The organism is Staphylococcus sp. mip270_02, assembly GCF_054031535.1.
The window spans coordinates 1906292-1926534 of sequence record NZ_CM132934.1 but is presented as its reverse complement, the minus strand read 5'-3'; the positions used below and the strand labels follow the sequence as shown (position 1 = coordinate 1926534).

The following is a 20243-nucleotide window of genomic DNA, read 5'->3' as shown; positions in this document are numbered from 1 at the left end:
AGTGATAATTTTTAAATACGACTATTTACAATGATATTCAAAAAATAAAGGGAGTGTAAAATTTGAAAATAGAGAACATTTTAATTGCAGGTCCACACGAATTTGATTTTCAGCCATATTTGAAACAGCTAGAGAAGTATAATTTACGTTTTAAATCGACCGATGTCATTTCGCAAGAGGATATGAACTGGGCAGATACATATGTAGGATTTGCTCCTAATGAAAATTTTGAACCTTCTAAAGTCAAATGGGTGCACACATTTAATGCAGGTGTGAATAATTATTTAGCCATTTCTGGTTGGGACAATACACTGTTAACTAGAACAATCAGTGATTTCGGAAAAAAAATGAGCGAATATTGCTTGAGTTATATATTAGCTGATTTACAATATCACTCCCAATTTAAAGCACAGCAAAAAGCTAAAGTTTGGTCTGTTAAATCACCAGGTTCATTGAAGGATCAAATCATAACAATACTAGGTACAGGTGAGATTGGACAAAAGATTGCAGAAGTATTCTCAACATTTGGGGCGACTGTAAATGGCATTTCAAACAGTGGTCAAGATAAAGCCCATTTTAATCAAATAAGTAATATAGAAAATGCTCATACAATACTTGAACGCTCAAATTATATAATTAGTACCTTACCATTAACACAAGATACAGAAAAGCTATTAAATCAACATCACTTTGATTATTTAGACAATGCATATTTTATAAATGTAGGTAGAGGGAAAGTAGTTGATACGGATCACTTACTAGATGCTTTAGATGAAGGGAAGTTAAGACATGTTGTATTAGACGTCTTTGAGTCAGAACCATTAACAGAGGACTCTGAGTTATGGCAAAGGAAAGATGTTACGATTACTCCTCATATTTCAGCGTTAACAGATATCGATGATGCCATATCATGTTTTTGTAACACATTGAAAAAATTAGAAAATAATGAAACAGTATCTAATCAAGTTGATTTCAGTAAAGGATACTAAAATTTAGTTAAGAATTAAACAAGTTTATTTTAGGTATAACTGTTAAGGATTTTTGTACAATTATACCAATTTTCGAGGATAAAAGTTAAAATAGACTTATATATATTAGGAGGGGATTGCATGACTGAATCAATTTTCACCACAATTCAAGCATTAACAGAAATTAATAGCCCATCAGGACACGCAGAAAAGGCAATTAATTACGTTAAAGATGAAGTTGAACATTTAGGTTATACAACAACACTGACGAACAAAGGGGCATTATTAATCACTGTAAAAGGTGAGAACGATGAAGCACAAAAATGTATTACTGCACATGTTGATACGCTTGGCGCTATGGTAAAAGAAATTAAAGAAGATGGCAGATTAGCCTTGGATTTAATTGGTGGCTTTAGTTATAACGCTATTGAAGGAGAATATTGTGAAATAGAAACTTCATCAGGACAAACTTTTACCGGTACCATCTGTTTACATGAGACGAGTGTACATGTGTATAGAAATAATGACGATATATCAAGAAATGTTGAACATATGGAAGTCAGATTAGATGAAAAAGTATTGTCAAAAGAAGATACTGAAAGTTTAGGTATAGAAGTAGGAGACTTTATAAGTTTTGATTCAAGAACTCAAATCACACCATCAGGATTTATAAAATCCCGTCATTTAGATGATAAAGCAAGTGTTGCAATGATTATAGAGTTTTTAAAAACAATTAACAACGAAAACTTAACACTACCTCATACTACACAATTCTATATTTCAAACAATGAAGAAATTGGTTATGGGGCAAATGCTTCAATCTCACCCAAAATTGTTGATTTTATAGCATTTGATATGGGGGCTTTAGGTGATGGTCAAGCATCCGATGAATATACAGTATCGATTTGCGCGAAGGATGCATCAGGACCTTATCATAAGGCGTTACGTGAACAATTAGTTAATTTATGCCAACTTAATAATATCCCATATAAAGTAGATATTTATCCATATTATGGGTCAGATGCCTCTGCAGCATTAAAGGCAGGCGCTGATATCAGACATGGTTTGTTTGGTGCAGGTATTGAATCTTCACATGCACTAGAGCGTACGCACATAGATTCTTTAAGAGCAACTCAAGCACTGCTTCATGCATATTGTTTAGCTCCTATACAATAATGATGATATAAAAAGTCTTGTTATGAAACTTATAGAAGGCTATAAGTAAATTATTAGCAAAGATTATATTAAAATTTACTTTTCATTTTTTAAATAGTAAGGAGCTTGATTTGTCATGAATAATTTAGCAATACTATCACCAGCAATATTTTATGCGGTGTTATTAGCAATTCAATATTTTTTATCTAGAACAGGAAATAAAATGGTGGGGGCAATCGTGCCTGTTATATTTGTAATCGTTCTTATTTATTTATATTTAACAGAAAAGCTGGGGTTAAATATATGGGGAGCTGTAATATTTGGCATTATAGGACTATTATTTCTACTTGGCCAATGGGATAGCGCACAAAAAGATAACAAGAAAAAGACGAAAAAAGAATCAGATAAGGTAGAAGGATAAGACTTAATTTAATTTGAAATATGAGTAATAATTGATAATAAACATAAGCAGTTTTTATTCTAGTTTCTCGCGATACTACAATATATTTAGCAAGGATATCTGAATTTGATGCACCAAACCCCTCACTACTGAAAATAGTGAGGGGTTTTTTGTGTGACATATCCACTACTTTATTTATTGTCTCGTTTGAAAAAGCCAATACGTAAATAAAGTGATAATGTAACAAGTTGCAGCTGTGATCATGATGTGAACAAGAATATCTTTTACTTTCTACACCATTTCTTTTTTTCAAATTTATGTATGATAGATAGGCGTCTATATTATTATACTATCTGTAAAAATACTCGAGACAAGTTTATGAATATAAACTAAACTTCTTTCTAATTACCAATTTTTAAGAATTTACGTATCCTTTTCTGCTAATTTCTGTTCAAGTTTACTAATGCCATAAATGATTATAAATAAACCTGCAGGTAAAAGTATTGTGCTTAAAGTATTATTAGAAACTAGAAATAATATTACAAATGCATATATAGTACATAAAATGGCCGTTAATAATACGCTTAAAACTTTAGTCATAAAAACACCTCATTAATAATGATTTATAGCATTGTCTATTTACATTCTTCAGTAATAGTCTCTTAGAGAACTTTTTTATCGATATAGGAAATTTCCTATCAATTAATCTATTTAAAAGCTAACTGAATCAAAAGTCTCATATTAACAATTCGGAATATAACAGAATGCGAAAGTTACAAATCTATATTATCTTTTTTAATATATCAGTTGTTTAACTGTTAATTTTAGCAATATAAAACAGTACCATTATTTTTTGTTGTTTCAAAACTATTAATATCATATTTTATTAGAGGTTTAAAGACATAATCAATTAATTCTTCCTTATTAGCCATTAATCTTATCGATCGGTCATATGGATCTAAAAGTCGATAAGTTTATATCCATACTATCTAATCATGTTGTGAATGACTGAGGAATAATAGGTAACACCTTGATTAGTTTTCATACTAACAAATAATGTTTCTAAATTTGCTTTATGCTCAATATTCAATAAATTAAGAACGCAAAAATGTATATTGAATATATATTTGCATTGTGTTAAATTTAATTAGTGAAAAACAATACAACGATAAATTAAATGAATTAAATATATGATGCCTAATTGATAAAGTCTAGGCATTTTTTATTTGTTAATTAAAATATATGAGATTACTTTATTGTTCTATTTTTAATAGTATTAAATTTGGCCATATATTATAATGTTTTTGGTTTTTTAGTTGGATTGTATCTCTAGAATTTACAGAGTATAGAGGAATACCGGTGATCTGACATTGAAATTCAATTTAATTTTTAATGAATCTATATTAATTTGACATACTATTAATATGGGAGTTTTTAGTGTGTTTTAGAAATAAATAAGCAAGGTTCAACATAAAAATTATTAATGTAGGAAACTAATAATTTCAATTTTTGCCATATGAAGTATGTAATTGGGGGGATAAAATGTTTTCAGTTATTGTTCCCGTCCACAATAGTGAGACTACAATTGAAGAGACTTTGCTTAATATTTTACGTAAGCTACCTTTTTATGAAGATGAAGTTATCATTGTTAATGACGGAAGCACAGATGGTACAAGTAATATAATTAATAAATATAAGGGTTATAGTAATGTAAAAGTAATTAATCAATCTAATCATGGAGTTAGTTCAGCTAGAAATGTTGCATTAGAAGTTCTAAGTGAAAATACACAGTTCGTAACTTTTGTTGATGATTCCGATTATTTAGGTGAGAAATTCTTTGAATATGTATTAAACTATTTTAAAAGGAATAATGAAATAGATATAGCAGTTACACCTATAACCATAGTTGAAAATGGGAAAAAAAGAGATAATAATTTAAATTATAAATTTAATTCTCAAACTGAAGTTGTAGATATAATTAAAAATTCGCAGAGTATACATTATCATATTGGAGGAGTAGTTTTTAGAAAGAAATTATTTAGTCACGAAAGGTATCGATTTGATGAAACTATAAGTTATTGGGAAGATGCAAAATTGATTAATTCTATTTTTTTAGAGAAGCAATTTTATGGATTAATAAAAAAAGCCACCTATTTTTACAATAGAAATGATAATTTCTCGCTAAGTAATACTGCGTGGAATTCCTCCAATCGCTACACGTATCAAATAAAGGCAAATTACTTCCAACTAATAAGACACTCCATAGGGAAATATGATAAAGCAATAGAATATATTCAATTTCTACTAGCTAACCATTTTTTAGAATATATAAGAGAACATAATCAATCTAAAATTAACTTTGATTTTGTGTTGAGTGATTTAGAATTCATCTCAAGTGCAAGAAAAATGTTTGAGTATATTTCTGTGTCAGTTATAGACAAATTAAAAGTTCCTAATAGCCATAAAAATTATTTGTATTATCTAAAGAACGAACCATTTCCATATTATAAATATGTCAAAAATATTAGTTTGTTTATCCAAAATTATAATTTTACAAAGAGAGAGATGCAATTTAGTTTTTCTCAAAACTCGTTTGGAATACCAAATGACTCTGATGTATATATTTATAGTAAGCGTAAGAGGCTTGCCAAGGCTACATTATGTAAAGAGAGATTCTTTTTTATATTAGAAAAACAATTCAACGATTTTAGCCGTAATATATATAAGGCTAAAGTTTCATGGAGGCAAGTAGTATGGGGATGCGATATATTGATTTTAGATAAAACTTTAAACGAGATTATACAGGTTAAAAATCCATCTTTACTTGTAAGAATACTTAAGAGGTTAAAGATAGGTAAAAAACGTCTAAGTATTAAACGAACTTATTTTGAAGGGTAGTGAAAAAATTGGAAAATGAAAATGATGTTAGTATTATAATACCTGTATTTAACGCTGAACAACATATTAAAGAAACGTTAAATTCTATTGAAAACCAGCGTTTTAATGGTTCAATCGAAGTGATTTTAATTAATGATGGTTCTGAAGATGAATCTGTAAAGATAATAGAAGATTTTATTAGTAAGCCAAGCAATAAAGGTATTAACTATAGGTTGTTTAATGATGGTGTAAATAAGGGACAGGGTGCAAGACGAAACTTTGGGATAGATAATGCAAATGGTGAGGCAATTTTATTTTTAGATTCTGATGATTTACTTACTAAAGATGCTATTCAGATATCATTTGATAGGTTAAAAGGGACAATTGAAAATGATTTTGTTATTTTTGAATGGGCATATTATTATCCTGATCGAGATGAAACAATTTTTGTAAACAAAGAAAAATATCAAAGTAAAAAAGCTTTATATCGTGAAACATGTGAAATGCTTTTATCTTGCTCTTCATATTTCACGGTAAACAAATTGTATAGAAAAGAATTTTTAGATAATCATAATATAAGATATGGTGAAGGGTATATATATGAAGATTTAGTATTTTATGTAAAAGCAACTTTAAGGGCGAATAGAGTTCCTATTGTTTCAAATATTTTATATAAAATTCGTGTTCATAATGAATCAACAACTAAAACTGATCATGAGAGTTTGAAACATAGAGATTCATTTTTGATTGCAATGAATGATGCAACTGCTCAATTGCATAATGGGTTTAAAAACAAATTTTCCCCATATCATTTAAATAAATATCTAATATATAGAACAATGTTATACGCGGAAAAAAGATTGCCGAATGATAAGCATGTAGTTAACGGTTTTATATTATCAAGTATGCAGATTATAAATAAAAATTCTCCGATTATCGAAGTTCCAAAGGGTGTTATTCCTTTATATGACTATGCTTTTAAACAAGGAATTGTAAAAAAATTAGATGTAAAATTAATGAAGAAACTGTTTAATCTTCACAAAGAAAACAGGTTGAACTTTTATCAAAGTAGAGAAATAGATAAAAAATTGAAGAAGCAAAAATTAAAAAACACATTAAATAATAATTTTTATTTGAAACCTTTAATATATAAAGCTAGAAGAAAAGTGCACTCTAGAAGAGCTAAAAAGAACAACAAAGAATTAGAGATATTATTGAATAAAGATATGAAGAAAAAATCAATTTTAATGCTAGGGTATGACTATTCATTTACTGGTAATTCTAAATATCTTTTTGAATATTTAAGAAATAAATACACAAATAATTTCTTAAAAATAGCAACATTCAATTCAAATGTTCCAGAGGAATATAGAATAGAGCCACGATCCCAAGAATTCTTTGAAACATTTTATTCATCAAATATTATTATAGCAGAGTCTTGGATTCCTTTAGCTTTTAGAAAAAAAGAAGGGCAAAAGTGGATACAATTGTGGCATGGTACACCTTTCAAGAAAATGTTGTTTGATACAAACGAAATTAAAATGATTTCATTAAACCCTAATCATAAAGTCCAGCAAAAAAAAGATATAGCACGATGGGATTATTTATTATCTGACTCTAGAGTAGCTAAAGAAAAGTTCCAATCATCATTTGATATAGATGAAAGTAAGATTTTAAATTCAGGGTACCCAAGGAATCAGTGGTTAGTAGAGAATAAAGATAATAATGAATTAATTAAAGATATAAAAATTAAAAATAATATTCCACTAGATAAAAAGGTAATATTATACGCACCTACATGGCGTGATTATAATTATAAAGTTGCTGAACAGAATAAAAACAAAAAGTATATGGCCGATTTTCGTAAAATATTAAATCAATTAGGAAATGATTATATTATTATTAACAAAGCACATACGATGGATAGTCAACCGTCATGGAATCTGGGTATGAAAAACGTTATTACTGTAAATAATAATACTAATATTCAAGAGTTAATTATAAGTTCAGACGTTATAGTAACAGATTATTCATCAATCTTTTTTGATGCAATTCATATTAATAAACCATTTTATTTACTAATGAAAGATTTCCCAGAATTTGATTTGGTACGTGGAATTTATAATGATATGTATCAAGACTTTTTACCAATTGTTGCTAGAGATGAAAATGCATTAGCTCAAAAAATTAAATCAGATAATTTTCAAAAATTTGTAGTACCACAAAAATATTTAAATACTAGACTTTTAAATTCTAATAAACTAATTTATGAGTTTATAGACAGTATAAAATAGGAGACATCTAGAGCGTATGAAAATATATAATTCTTATAAAGATATAGAATTTCTTGACCAAGAAAAAATCCTTGTGAATACTGGTAGTGAAAAAAACTTACTAGAATTATCACGAAAAGATAGTGACATTAAAAGTGTTTATAAAGACTTATTAGCTAATGATTATATTCTTTATTTGCACAAGAATTCAGTTTCACGTTTTTGCAAAAGAGAGTTTACTTATAAATTATTTACTGAAGAACATAAGCTCAATAGATACAAAAATATTTTATATAAATTAAACCCACCGAGCGGACGTAAAATAAACAATAAAGTATCCAAAAAATTATTAGTTATTTTTGCTCGGATGCCCAGTAATAAAATGTATGACAACGCTAAAATACCGGTCAGAATGTTCCCTCCTACATTTGATAATATTGAAAGAAGCTTAGTTAAAAATGTGCATATTATGAGAATAATGGATTTGAATGTTTCACATGGTTCATTCTATGTTAATACAACTAATAATCCTTTGTATGAGCATGAGATTCAAGAAGCAATAAAAGAAGTTATGGATAATTTAGGAGTTTTAAAAGAAAATGTCGTATTTTATGGGTTTTCTAGAGGTGGATCAGGAGCGCTATATCATGGAGCGATGTCAGATTATAAAGTATTAGCAGTCGACCCTCTACTTAATATTGGTGGAAATATGTTCATGAATGATAAGCGATTTTTGAAAGGGTTAAGAGATGAAGATGTTACCCCGAAAGTCAATAATTATTTAGCTCAGTCTAATAAACAGGAAAAGTTTGTTATTTGCTGCAAAAACGTTAAACTTTATTATGAACAAATAATGAAAATAGATAATAATTATATTAAGCGTATTGATTTAGAAGATGATAATATATCTATTCATTCCGATGTATCACCAAACAGCGTGCCCGAACAACTTATGATATTAAATTATTTATTAGGCGGAGAAAAATTATTTCAATAAAATAAGATATAAACAATGAAAAATCACGAATGGCAATAACAACAATATTAATAGGTATTATAATTATTTGAAACGGAAATATATGCCACATTAGAATTCTATAAATTAGCATTTGAAGTTGAACTTAAAGAAGTAGTTATATTTAATTAAATATAGGAATCAGTTTAACAATTAATAACATCATTAATTTAATATATGAAAAAATAACCTATCTTACATCAGATAGGTTATTTTTATAAATAGGCATTTGATTTTCTATAGGATGACTAATGTAATATATTAATGATGTTATAAAGATGCATATATTTGTATAAATATCGTTTATTTCCGAAAGATTTAGTGATAAAATTATTTAAGCACGATATTTACTGGTTAGTTTTAAAGTTATCCAAAACATATGTGAATAATTAACTGAAAAATCTGTTATTTAAAGTAATAACAGTATTGGAAAAGTAAATAAAGCTTACATACAGAAAAATATAACGAACGGAGTTTTGTTAAATATGATCTCACTATTTATATCTTACATGATTTTAGGTATCACCTTATCTTTACCAGCTGGAACTATGACGATTGAAATGTCAAAACAAGGATTGAAAAACGGATTCTTTCATGGTTGGTTTGTTGGTATAGGCGGTATGACAGTAGACTTAATTATGATACTAATAATTTATTTTGGTTTCTCTGAATTTTTAATTCTACCAACTGTTGAAACAATAATGTGGCTAATAGGATTTTTATTCTTAATGTATATTGGGATAGAAAGTATTAAAGAGGCAAAGCAGCCCCTAGATGTCGCTGGTAGTAATGTAGGTAAAAAATCTTTAATTAAGTCTTATGGTAGAGGAATTATGATGGCTGTTACCCCCTCTAACATTGTATTTTGGATAGGTGTATTTGGAACTGCCCTTACTACTGCAATAAATAATGTAAGTGGATATCAGTTTTTATTAGTAGCTTCAGGAATATTGTTCGGAATATTGATTCACGATGTCATATTAATGGGAATTATTAGTTATACACGTAAATTTGTTAATCACACTTTTACAAAATGGGCGTCTATGATTGCAGGTTTTTTACTTATTGGTTTTAGCCTATACTTTGCTTTTTTATTTATTGGAGAGGTAAAGCATATGCTTTAATTTAAAGGTTTTTAACTAATAATGTGAAACAAATTGTTTATAACGATTTCTAGTCGAAGAGGGGATGAATAAATATGTACTTTAAAGAAGCAACGATTTCTGATGTACCTATAATTCATAAGTTGATGATTAAAGCATTTTCAGAATACAAAAATGATAAAATGCCGTCTAGCGCTTTAGAAGAAACAGAGAGTAATATTGCTAAAGCATTATCGCAAGAAGGAGAAAAAGCTTTAATTGCATATGAGTCAGATGAGCCAGTGGCAATGGTTAGATTCAAAATAGAACAATATAAAATGAATTTTTATCGTCTATCTGTAAATCCTCTATACCAAGGAAAAGGTGTAGGAAAGCATTTGTTAAAGTCATTAGAACTATATGCAAAAAATGAAGGCGTAGCAGAAATTATATGTAAAGTTCGCATGAATATAAAAAGAAATGTTAATCTTTATAAAGATATTGGTTATTCTATATTTGATCATTATACGATTGATAAGACGAATAATGAGTCATTACATATTGTATCTATGAAGAAATTTATCTAAGTATACACTGAAGGAATAATGCGAATTATTGTTTAAGCCAAAGAAAAGGTTAAAAATAAGTGGAATCAGAAATGAAATCATTACTTTTAAGACTATATTTCATGGTATATGACCACAGTTTTCACTTTAGTTATTGCATCTTATTGTGATAGCTTTAAAATAGAGAGTAAGTAGTTAGAACGAAATTATAACTAAATTTTGATCCAAGAATGAAAATGCTATTTGGGAGATTATAAACTATGAAAAAACTAAGTTTGAGAGCGGTACTATTTACTATATTTTGGCTTTTAGTATTGTTATATGCTGCTTATGTAACATTTGCAGATGATAAGATACCATATCATCCAATTATATTCTTATTTTTATTTGCAATAGGTGCGAATATTATCAAGAAAGTAGCACCGAAAGATAATTATGAAAAATATCAAAATAACGAAGATAGATTACGATAAAAGTTGTGAATACAAGGTTTTTAATAATTGACACTTCTTTGAAAACGACAGTAAAATTTATGAAATTAAATTTAAGTGTTGACAAAGTCGATTTATACTAGTAGGATTTTACTTAATTACTTATCGCAACAAAAGTTGCCATTTGAAAGATAACGTAGCAAATATGTGATGTAGCAATAAGAAAGCTAATGGTTGATGGAAATTAGCACTGCATATATTGTGAATTGGGCTTTTAAATGAAAATTAAATAGCAATTAAAGTGAACAATGAATTTGTTAACTAAGGTGGCACCACGGTAACGCGTCCTTACAGTATGCGTTAGTGTGGTGTTTTTTTATATTTAAATTGAACTGAATTAGAAGGCAAAATGAAGTAAGTGATGATTAGGTAGTTGCAGAAAGTTAGTGGTTGATGAGAACTAACACCTACATATACTGAAATTGGGTTTTGTTGGATAAAAAATGAATAAAACAAAGAGAGAGTAGATGGTTTATAGAAAACTAGATATCTACTAATTTTAGGTGGTACCGCGCGTCAGCGTCCTTAAACATTGTTTAAGGATGCTGACTTTTTTTATAAGGAGGAAAGTAATATGAAAGTACAATATCAAAAATTAAAAGCTGAAGTTAGCCCAGAAGCTCTTGCAAGATTAAGAAATAATAAAATAATTTTAGAAAGTTCGGATCAATCGCAATTAAAAGGGCGTTATTCTATTGTCATTTTCGACACATATGGAGCTGTTACTTTAGATAATGACGTAATGACTGTAGAAACACCGAACGGAATTAACATAGAACGTAACCAACCATATGACAAGATGAAAGAACTTATTGATCAATACAAAACAGCTATAGATGACGAAATATTGGCTCAATTACCATTTATATCAGGGTTTGTTGGATCATGTAGTTTTGATTTAGTGAGACATGAGTTCCCGGTATTAAAGAAAATCGAATTAGCAGATCATCCACAACACGATACGAAATTTCATATGGTAGAGGATGTTTATATTTTTGATCATTATAAAGAACATTTATATGTTATAGCGACGAACTTATTTTCTAATGACAATGACTCACAATTACAGGAGCGTGTGCAACGTCGTGTGGCAGAGTTGCAATATATTAAAATTTATCCAACACAAATTGAGCATCTTTCAACAGAGAAGGACATAAAATCCAATATGGCACCAACACAATTTATTGAAACAGTTGAACATATGAAAACACTTATTCAACAAGGAGATATGTTCCAAGTTGTACCATCGATTATTTATAGCTACGAACACTTTTTTGGGCAACAGCTACAACAATTGTCATACCAACTTTATCAAAATCTAAAACGGCAAAATCCAAGTCCATATATGTACTATATGAATATGGATGAACCTATTATTGTTGGAAGTTCACCTGAGAGTTTTGTAAAGGTACAAGGTGAAACGGTAATCACTAATCCAATTGCTGGAACAATTAAAAGAGGTGCTACCGAAGATGAGGATAAAATAAATGAAGCGCAGTTGAAAAATGATGATAAAGAATTAAGTGAACATAGTATGCTAGTTGATTTAGGACGCAATGACATTCATAGAGTGAGTCAGACTGGAACATCAAAAATTCAAAAACTAATGACAATCGAACGCTATGAACATGTAATGCATATCGTAAGTGAAGTAACCGGTAAATTAAAAAGTAACTATTCTCCAATGTCTGTAATTGCGAGTTTATTACCTACAGGAACGGTTTCAGGTGCGCCAAAACTGAGAGCGATTCAACGTATCTACGAATCACAACCACATAAACGTGGTGTTTATAGTGGTGGTATTGGTTATATTAATTGTAATCATGATTTAGATTTTGCATTAGCAATAAGAACGATGATGATTGATGAAACACATGTGAATGTTCAAGCAGGCTGCGGTTTAGTATTTGACTCTATACCTGAAAAAGAGCTTGAAGAAACGAAACTGAAAGCCAAAAGTTTATTGGAGGTATCACCATGATATTAATTGTCGATAACTACGATTCTTTTACTTATAATTTAGTAAATATGATAGCACAGCATAAAGAAGTGATTATTAAGTATCCAGATGACCCAAATATATATAATTTAGATGTTGAAGGTATAGTGATATCACCAGGTCCTGGTCATCCGTTAGATACTGATAATCTAATAAATATTATTAAGCACTATGAAAATAAACCTATATTAGGTGTTTGCTTGGGTGCACAAGCATTAACTTGTTATCATCAAGGAGATGTGATCCAAAGTGAACATATTATGCATGGTAAAAAAGATCAAATGCAAATCATAAAAGAGACAAAGTTATACAGTGATATTCCAGAATATTCTGAAATAATGAGATACCATTCACTTATTAGCGATCCACAAACGATGCCTGAATCTTTATCAATTACAGCGACAACGAAAGATTGTATTCAATCATTCGAACATTTGCAGTTATTACACTTTGGCATTCAATATCATCCTGAATCATTTGCAACTGAATTTGGAGAACAAATTATTAAAAACTTTTTAAATATAGTAGAGGAGGTTGAAAATCATGGAATTACAAACATTACTCAATCAATATAAACCACTAAATCAACGACAAATGAATGCGTTTATTGAGTTACTTATTTCTGAAGATGTGAAAGATGAAGTGAAAATAGAATATTTAACTTCGTTTTCTGAAAAAGAAATTACACAAGAAGAATTAACATACATTGCTAAAAGTTTGATACATTCTATGTATGATCAACAGCCTTACTATCCAAATAGTATGTGTGTTTGCGGTACTGGTGGAGATAAATCTAATAGTTTCAATATTTCAACCACTGTCTCTTTTATAATCGCAAGTGCCAAGATTCCAGTTATTAAACATGGTAATAAGAGTGTTACGTCATCATCAGGAAGTACAGATTTACTTAATGCGATGCAAATTCAAACTACTTCTGTAGAACAGACACCGAGTCAATTAGCCGATACAGGTTTAGCGTTTTTGAGTGCGATAGAAACATATCCAATTATGAAGCAAATACAACCTATAAGAAAACATATGAGTAATCCAACGATTTTTAATATAACAGGACCGATGATAAATCCATTTAAATTAGATTATCAGGTTATGGGTGTGTATGAAACTTCAAAATTAGACAAAATTGCTCAAACGTTAGTAGATTTAGGGCGTAAAAAAGCAATTGTAGTGTATGGGGCTAATGGTATGGATGAAGCAACTTTGTCTGGAGACAATATTATATATGAAGTGAATGCAAATGAGAGTGTTAAAACTTATACTTTAAATGCTAACGATGTTGGGTTAGATTATGCGCCAAATGAAGAATTAATCGGTGGTACACCAGCTGAAAATTTAGAAATAACTAAAAATATTCTAAATGGAACAGATCGCAGTGCTAAAAGAGATGTCGTTGTATTGAATGCTGGTATTGCACTATATGTATCAGAGCAAGTGAGTACAATTCAAGAAGGCGTAAGTAAAGCACAGAGATTGATTGATGAAGGTGAAGCATTGGCACAATATAACAAAATGGGAGGAAAAACGTATGACTATATTGAATGAAATCGTATTATATAAAAAGGATTTGCTCGAACAGGGCTATTATGAAGAAAAATTAAAAACACTTGATGATGTAGATATTTCACATAAAACTACATTTAAAGCACAAATAGATGAATCAAACCGTTTAGCTGTTATTGCAGAAATTAAATCTAAAAGCCCAACATTAAATGAATTGCCTGGTAGGGATTTAACGCAGCAAGTTAAAGATTATGAAGCAAACGGAGCAAACGCAGTCTCAATATTAACTGATGAGCAGTACTTTGGTGGTAGCTATGAACGTTTACAATCCTTAACTACTCAAACTGATTTACCAGTATTATGTAAAGACTTTGTCGTAGATAAAGTACAAATAGATGTAGCTAAAAAAGCAGGTGCTTCAATTATTCTGTTGATTGTCAATGTCTTAACCGATCAGCAATTAAAAGAGTTATATCAATATGCAACTTCATTAAATTTAGAAGTACTTGTTGAGGTGCATGATAAAGAAGAATTATCACGTGCTTATCAGCTAAATCCACAAATTATTGGTGTGAATAATCGAGATCTAAAAAGATTTGTTACAGATGTCTTGCATACTAATGAAATTTTAGAAAATAAAAAAGATGGTTACTATTATATTTCAGAAAGTGGCATTCGTGATGAACAAGATGTAGCGAATGTTGTTGATTCGGGTATAGATGGTTTGCTGATTGGTGAATCGTTAATGAAATGTGATGATTTAAGCCAGTTTTTACCAGGATTAAAATTAAATAAGGTGAAGCAATGAAGTTGAAATTTTGTGGTTTTCGTCAACTAGCTGATGTGAAGAAAGCAAAAGATTTAGATATCGATGCTATGGGTTTTATCCATTTTCCCAAAAGTAAGCGATTTGTTGATATTCAAACCATTAGACAATTTACAGAAGTTATCCCTGATGATAAGGAAAAGGTAGTTATCTTGGTGAACCCAGATTATGATGTGGTAGACAATTTAATAGAAGAAACTGGTATTACATCAATTCAATTACACGGTGAGGAACCATTGGCCACAATCTCATATATAAGACAAAAAAGTAAGGATATAAAGATTATTAAAGCTTTGCCAGCTAAAGATAGTGAATCATTACTGACAGCAATTGAATATTATAAACATGTAATAGACCAATTTATTATAGACACACCATCACAAAACTATGGTGGCACAGGAAAAGTTTATGATTGGGAAATACTTGAAGTTATTAATGATATTGATTATTTGATTGCGGGCGGTATCAATTATGAGAATATTAAAAAGATAGAAAAATTATCACTTCAACACAGTGGCTATGATATTGCTAGTGGTATAGAAACGAATAATGTTAAAGATAAATGTAAAATGCAATCAATAATAGAACATGTAAAAGGAGCTAATTAATTATGGTAAAAAACATCCAAACAGAAGTAGATGAGTTTGGTTTCTTTGGTAATTATGGTGGTCAATATGTACCAGAAACATTAATGCCAGCAGTACAAGAACTTAAACAGGCATACCAAGAGGCAAAAGAAGATCCCAAATTTCAAGAAGAACTCGATGGTTATTTAAAAGATTATGTAGGTCGTGAAACGCCATTGACTTATGCTAAGTCATACTCCGAATCATTAGGTGGCGCCAAAATCTATTTGAAACGTGAAGACTTAAACCATACTGGCGCTCACAAAATAAATAATGCGCTTGGACAAGCACTGTTGGCCAAACGTATGGGCAAAAAAAAACTGGTTGCTGAAACAGGTGCAGGTCAACATGGCGTGGCTAGCGCAACAGTAGCTGCGTTGTTTGATATGGAACTTGTTGTATTTATGGGTGAAGAAGATATTAAGAGACAATCACTAAATGTTTTTCGAATGGAATTATTAGGTGCAAAAGTAGAACCAGTAACTGAAGGTCAAGGAACACTGTCCGATGCAGTGAACAAGGCATTGCAATATTGGGTCAGTCATGTAGAAGATACACATTATTTATTAGGTTCTGCGTTAGGTCCAGATCCATTTCCTACTATTGTAAGAGACTTCCAAAAAGTTATAGGTAATGAGATCAAATCTCAAGTTCAAGAAATTGAAGGTCGCTTACCTGATGCAATTGTTGCTTGCGTGGGTGGAGGATCAAACGCAATTGGAACGTTTTATCCGTTTGTGGAAGAGGATGTAAAGCTATATGGTGTCGAAGCAGCTGGTGAAGGTTTTGATTCTAACAAACATGCATTAGCAATAAATAAAGGTAAAGAAGGCGTGTTACATGGTACCAAGATGTACCTAATTCAAGATGAGCATGGTCAAATTGAATTAGCACACTCTATTTCAGCTGGATTAGATTACCCTGGCGTTGGTCCTGAGCATTCGTATTATCATGATATCGGCAGAGTGAAGTATGCAACTGCGAGTGATAAACAAGCGATGGATGCACTTGTTAGGTTCACTAAAGCTGAAGGTATTATTCCTGCTATTGAAAGCGCACATGCTTTAAGTTATGTAGAAACATTAGCACCGACTATGAACTCAGATGAAATCTTAGTTGTTACAGTATCAGGTCGTGGTGATAAAGATATGGAAACAATTAGAAATTATATGAAACAGGACGGTGACAAACATGCATAAATTATTTATACCTTATGTTATGGGGAATAAGCATTTTATTGAAAATGTAAAAACATTAAGTAATGTAGGTGCCGATATTATTGAAGTGGGGGTGCCTTTTTCAGATCCAGTAGCTGATGGCCCTGTCATTATGGATGCTGGTAATAAAGCAATTCAAGAAGGTGTGAATATACAATTCATTTTGGATCAACTCACAAAACATCGTGATGAAATTCAAAGTGACTATGTATTAATGACGTATTATAATATCATCAATTACTATGGTGAATCAGAGTTTTTACAAGCATGTGAACGTGCTGGTGTATACGGATTAATTATCCCTGACTTACCACATGAATTAGTGCAACAATTTAAAGAACGCCATCCACAAAGAAAGACACAAATAATCTCATTAATAGCTATGACGACATCTGAATCTCGAAGTAATCAAATTGCTAAAGATGCAGAAGGTTTTATATACACTGTAACGATGAATGCAACAACTGGTGAAAATGGTAAATTTCATCCAGAGCTAAAAGATAGAATTAAAAAAATAAAAGATAAATCTGAGGTGCCCGTAGTTGCTGGTTTTGGTATACGAACACCGGAACATGTTAAAGATATTACTGAGGCATCAGATGGTGTAGTCATAGGTAGTGAAATTGTTAAACGATTTGAAAATGATAGTGAAAAAAATATGTTGAATTACTTGAAATCTATAAGAAATGCACTTAATCAATAAAATTCCACAATAATTTTATGTATAGATTTGTTAAAATAAGGGTAACAGATTATCAGAGGATTCTTGGTATATATTGTATCGATGATAATCCTTATTTTATAAAGAGGTGATATAAAATGAGTAAAAAAGTTTTATTCATACTAACAAGCAGAGATCAATATGAAGATGGAACGCCAACAGGATTATGGTTAGAAGAGGCGAGCGAGCCTTATAATATATTAACAGAGGCAGACATTGATGTAGATATAACTTCTATTGAAGGCGGTGCAGTTCCTTTAGATCCAAACTCAACACAAAATAACGAACTTGATAAATATGCAGAATTTGTAGCAAAAATTAAAGATGTACCTAGTATTGCAGAAGTAGATGTAGCTCAGTACGATGCTGTGTATCTACCTGGTGGTCATGGAACAGTATTTGATTATGCACACAATCAACAATTATCATCGATATTAGCTGATTTTAAAGATGAAGATAAAATTATTTCATCTGTATGTCACGGACCAAGTGCATTTGTTGGCGCCAAAGATAAACAAGGTAATTTCTTAGTTAATGGCGTTACACTTACTTCATTTACAGATGAAGAAGAACGTGCAATGGGCTTAGAAAATAAAGTACCATTCTTAACTCAAACAGAATTAGAAAATCAAGGTGCTAAGTTCATAACTAAAGAAAACTTTAGCGAACATGTAGAAATAGATAGTCAATTTATCACTGGACAAAATCCACAATCAAGTGTTGCTATTGGTAAAGCGTTACGCGATGCATTAAAATAAACACAACGATAATTTATTAGTTGTTTGTGCTAAATAAAAACTGGGAGACTTATTAAGTTTCCCAGTTTTTATTATATTTTAAGAAGTAGACTAATATACAGTAATATTTGAATTTAAATATAGTTGAAGAAGGGAGAAATAAGCACAGATAAATGTATACATGACTGTTTATGTTAAAAGCGTAATTATAAAGGGAAATATTGTTTTTTAAAATATTGTTATTAAGATACTTTTGGTCAATACTTGAATATTAAAACACTTTTTAATAATTAAAATAATGCTGATGAAAGATTAAATATAAATACTTTGTTAGAATAGAAGTAATGATATAATTGTAAGACACAGCACGATTATAAAGCATTGTGGACAGGGTATTGATTTTGTTTTATGAATGAATATTGTATAATAATTAAGATTGAAGTTTAACTCGAAAAAGAATTATAGACAATTAGGAGTATACAAAAATGAAATTTACAAATTTAACTGCAAAAGAGTTTGGTGCATTTACAGATAAAATGCCAAATAGCCATTTCACACAAATGGTAGGGAATTATGAATTGAAAATTGCAGAAAGTACTGAAACACATTTAGTAGGTATAAAAAACAATGAAAATGAAGTCATTGCAGCTTGTTTATTAACTGCGGTGCCAGTAATGAAGTTCTTTAAGTATTTTTACACTAATAGAGGTCCGGTTATAGATTTTGAAAATAAAGAATTAGTACATTACTTTTTCAATGAACTATCTAAATATGTAAAAAAACATAATGCGCTTTATTTAAGAGTTGACCCTTATTTAGCATATCAATACCGTAATCATGATGGTGATGTATTGGAGAATGCAGGACATGATTGGGTTTTCGATAAAATGAAACAGCTTGGATATAAACACCAAGGATTTTTAACTGGTTTCGATTCAATTATTCAAATTAGATTCCACTCTGTACTGGATTTAGTAGGCAAAACAGCTAAAGATGTATTAAATGGTATGGATAGTTTACGTAAACGTAATACTAAAAAAGTACAAAAAAATGGTGTGAAAGTAAGGTTCTTAGGGGAAGATGAGTTGCCAATTTTCCGCTCGTTCATGGAAGATACATCTGAAAGTAAAGATTTTGACGATAGAGATGATGATTTTTACTATAATAGATTAAGGTATTACAAGAACCGCGTACTAGTACCTCTGGCTTATATGGATTTCGATGAATATATTGAAGAATTGCAAGCTGAACGTGAGGTATTAAGCAAAGATATCAATAAGGCAGTAAAAGATATCGAGAAAAGACCTGAAAATAAAAAAGCATATAACAAAAAAGATAACCTAGAGAAACAACTTATAGCGAATCAACAAAAAATCGATGAAGCTAAAGTTTTACAAGAGAAACATGGTAATGAACTACCAATCTCAGCAGCATATTTCATCATTAATCCTTATGAAGTTGTGTATTATGCAGGTGGAACGTCGAATGAGTTTAGACATTTTGCTGGTAGTTATGCCATTCAATGGAAGATGATTAACTATGCTATTGATCATAATATTGATAGATATAATTTTTATGGAATTAGTGGTCATTTCACTGAAGATGCGGAAGACGCAGGTGTAGTTAAATTTAAAAAAGGGTTTAATGCGGATGTAGTGGAATATGTTGGTGACTTTATTAAACCAATCAATAAACCAATGTACAAAATTTATACGACATTAAAGAAAATTAAAGATAAAAAGAAATAAACATTTAATAGAAGGGAACTAAGC

19 protein-coding genes are annotated in these 20243 nt (G+C 30.1%); 18 read left to right on the top strand and 1 reads right to left on the bottom strand.

Going from position 1 to position 20243, the window contains the following annotated elements:
* Positions 1-62: 62 nt before the first annotated feature.
* From ACW5YJ_RS09110 to ACW5YJ_RS09100, 3 genes are all read left to right on the top strand, one after another.
* Positions 63-989, top strand: coding sequence for a D-2-hydroxyacid dehydrogenase (locus ACW5YJ_RS09110; protein WP_457338102.1), 927 nt, complete (start codon positions 63-65; stop codon positions 987-989).
* Positions 990-1109: 120 nt separating this feature from the next.
* Positions 1110-2144 carry a M42 family metallopeptidase gene (locus ACW5YJ_RS09105; RefSeq protein WP_426432652.1) on the top strand — a complete coding sequence of 345 codons (1035 nt, stop codon included), beginning with the start codon at positions 1110-1112 and terminating at the stop codon, positions 2142-2144.
* A gap of 115 nt (positions 2145-2259) precedes the next feature.
* Positions 2260-2544 carry a hypothetical protein gene (locus ACW5YJ_RS09100; RefSeq protein ID WP_457338101.1) on the top strand — a complete coding sequence of 95 codons (285 nt, stop codon included), beginning with the start codon at positions 2260-2262 and terminating at the stop codon, positions 2542-2544.
* A gap of 402 nt (positions 2545-2946) precedes the next feature.
* On the opposite strand, the gene ACW5YJ_RS09095 is transcribed toward ACW5YJ_RS09100, so the two are convergent.
* Complete coding sequence (locus tag ACW5YJ_RS09095; RefSeq protein WP_182478240.1) at positions 2947-3123, bottom strand: hypothetical protein; 177 nt, start codon at positions 3121-3123, stop codon at positions 2947-2949.
* Between the two features lie 942 nt (positions 3124-4065).
* On the opposite strand from ACW5YJ_RS09095, the gene ACW5YJ_RS09090 reads away from it, so the two are divergent.
* The 15 genes from ACW5YJ_RS09090 to ACW5YJ_RS09020 all read left to right on the top strand — a co-directional run bounded on the left by ACW5YJ_RS09090 (position 4066) and on the right by ACW5YJ_RS09020 (position 20219).
* Entirely contained in the window at positions 4066-5421 is a 1356-nt protein-coding gene (locus tag ACW5YJ_RS09090) for a glycosyltransferase family 2 protein (protein ID WP_326012395.1), read from the top strand.
* Positions 5421-7694 (top strand): bifunctional glycosyltransferase/CDP-glycerol:glycerophosphate glycerophosphotransferase, encoded by a 2274-nt coding sequence (locus tag ACW5YJ_RS09085; RefSeq protein ID WP_457338100.1) that lies wholly within the window; start codon positions 5421-5423, stop codon positions 7692-7694. The genes ACW5YJ_RS09090 and ACW5YJ_RS09085 overlap by 1 nt, the downstream gene beginning before the upstream one ends.
* 16 nt (positions 7695-7710) lie before the next feature.
* On the top strand, positions 7711-8670 hold the full coding sequence (locus tag ACW5YJ_RS09080; protein ID WP_436944669.1) for an accessory Sec system protein Asp2: 960 nt from the start codon (positions 7711-7713) through the stop codon (positions 8668-8670).
* Between the two features lie 503 nt (positions 8671-9173).
* On the top strand, positions 9174-9812 hold the full coding sequence (locus ACW5YJ_RS09075) for a LysE family translocator (protein ID WP_457338618.1): 639 nt from the start codon (positions 9174-9176) through the stop codon (positions 9810-9812).
* A gap of 74 nt (positions 9813-9886) precedes the next feature.
* On the top strand, positions 9887-10357 hold the full coding sequence (locus ACW5YJ_RS09070) for a GNAT family N-acetyltransferase (RefSeq protein WP_457338099.1): 471 nt from the start codon (positions 9887-9889) through the stop codon (positions 10355-10357).
* Positions 10358-10596: 239 nt separating this feature from the next.
* On the top strand, positions 10597-10809 hold the full coding sequence (locus ACW5YJ_RS09065) for a hypothetical protein (protein WP_029377356.1): 213 nt from the start codon (positions 10597-10599) through the stop codon (positions 10807-10809).
* 592 nt (positions 10810-11401) lie between these two features.
* Positions 11402-12808, top strand: a complete 1407-nt coding sequence (locus tag ACW5YJ_RS09060) for an anthranilate synthase component I (protein ID WP_457338098.1) — start codon at positions 11402-11404, stop codon at positions 12806-12808.
* Complete coding sequence (locus tag ACW5YJ_RS09055) at positions 12805-13401, top strand: anthranilate synthase component II (protein WP_457338097.1); 597 nt, start codon at positions 12805-12807, stop codon at positions 13399-13401. The genes ACW5YJ_RS09060 and ACW5YJ_RS09055 overlap by 4 nt, the downstream gene beginning before the upstream one ends.
* The gene (trpD, locus tag ACW5YJ_RS09050; protein ID WP_457338096.1) at positions 13370-14386 is read left to right on the top strand and encodes an anthranilate phosphoribosyltransferase; all 1017 of its coding nucleotides are present in this window, start codon (positions 13370-13372) and stop codon (positions 14384-14386) included. The genes ACW5YJ_RS09055 and trpD overlap by 32 nt, the downstream gene beginning before the upstream one ends.
* Complete coding sequence (gene trpC, locus ACW5YJ_RS09045; RefSeq protein ID WP_457338095.1) at positions 14370-15152, top strand: indole-3-glycerol phosphate synthase TrpC; 783 nt, start codon at positions 14370-14372, stop codon at positions 15150-15152. Before trpD ends, trpC begins: the two co-directional genes overlap by 17 nt.
* Entirely contained in the window at positions 15149-15778 is a 630-nt protein-coding gene (locus tag ACW5YJ_RS09040) for a phosphoribosylanthranilate isomerase (RefSeq protein WP_135092448.1), read from the top strand. The genes trpC and ACW5YJ_RS09040 overlap by 4 nt, the downstream gene beginning before the upstream one ends.
* Positions 15779-15780: 2 nt before the next feature.
* Positions 15781-16995: a tryptophan synthase subunit beta gene (gene trpB / locus ACW5YJ_RS09035; RefSeq protein WP_457338094.1), complete on the top strand. Its 1215-nt coding sequence runs from the start codon at positions 15781-15783 to the stop codon at positions 16993-16995.
* Positions 16988-17716, top strand: coding sequence for a tryptophan synthase subunit alpha (gene trpA / locus ACW5YJ_RS09030; RefSeq protein WP_017724418.1), 729 nt, complete (start codon positions 16988-16990; stop codon positions 17714-17716). The genes trpB and trpA overlap by 8 nt, the downstream gene beginning before the upstream one ends.
* Before the next feature lie 116 nt (positions 17717-17832).
* Positions 17833-18492: a type 1 glutamine amidotransferase domain-containing protein gene (locus ACW5YJ_RS09025; RefSeq protein ID WP_017724419.1), complete on the top strand. Its 660-nt coding sequence runs from the start codon at positions 17833-17835 to the stop codon at positions 18490-18492.
* Positions 18493-18956: 464 nt separating this feature from the next.
* Entirely contained in the window at positions 18957-20219 is a 1263-nt protein-coding gene (locus tag ACW5YJ_RS09020; RefSeq protein WP_017724420.1) for an aminoacyltransferase, read from the top strand.
* Positions 20220-20243: the final 24 nt, after the last annotated feature.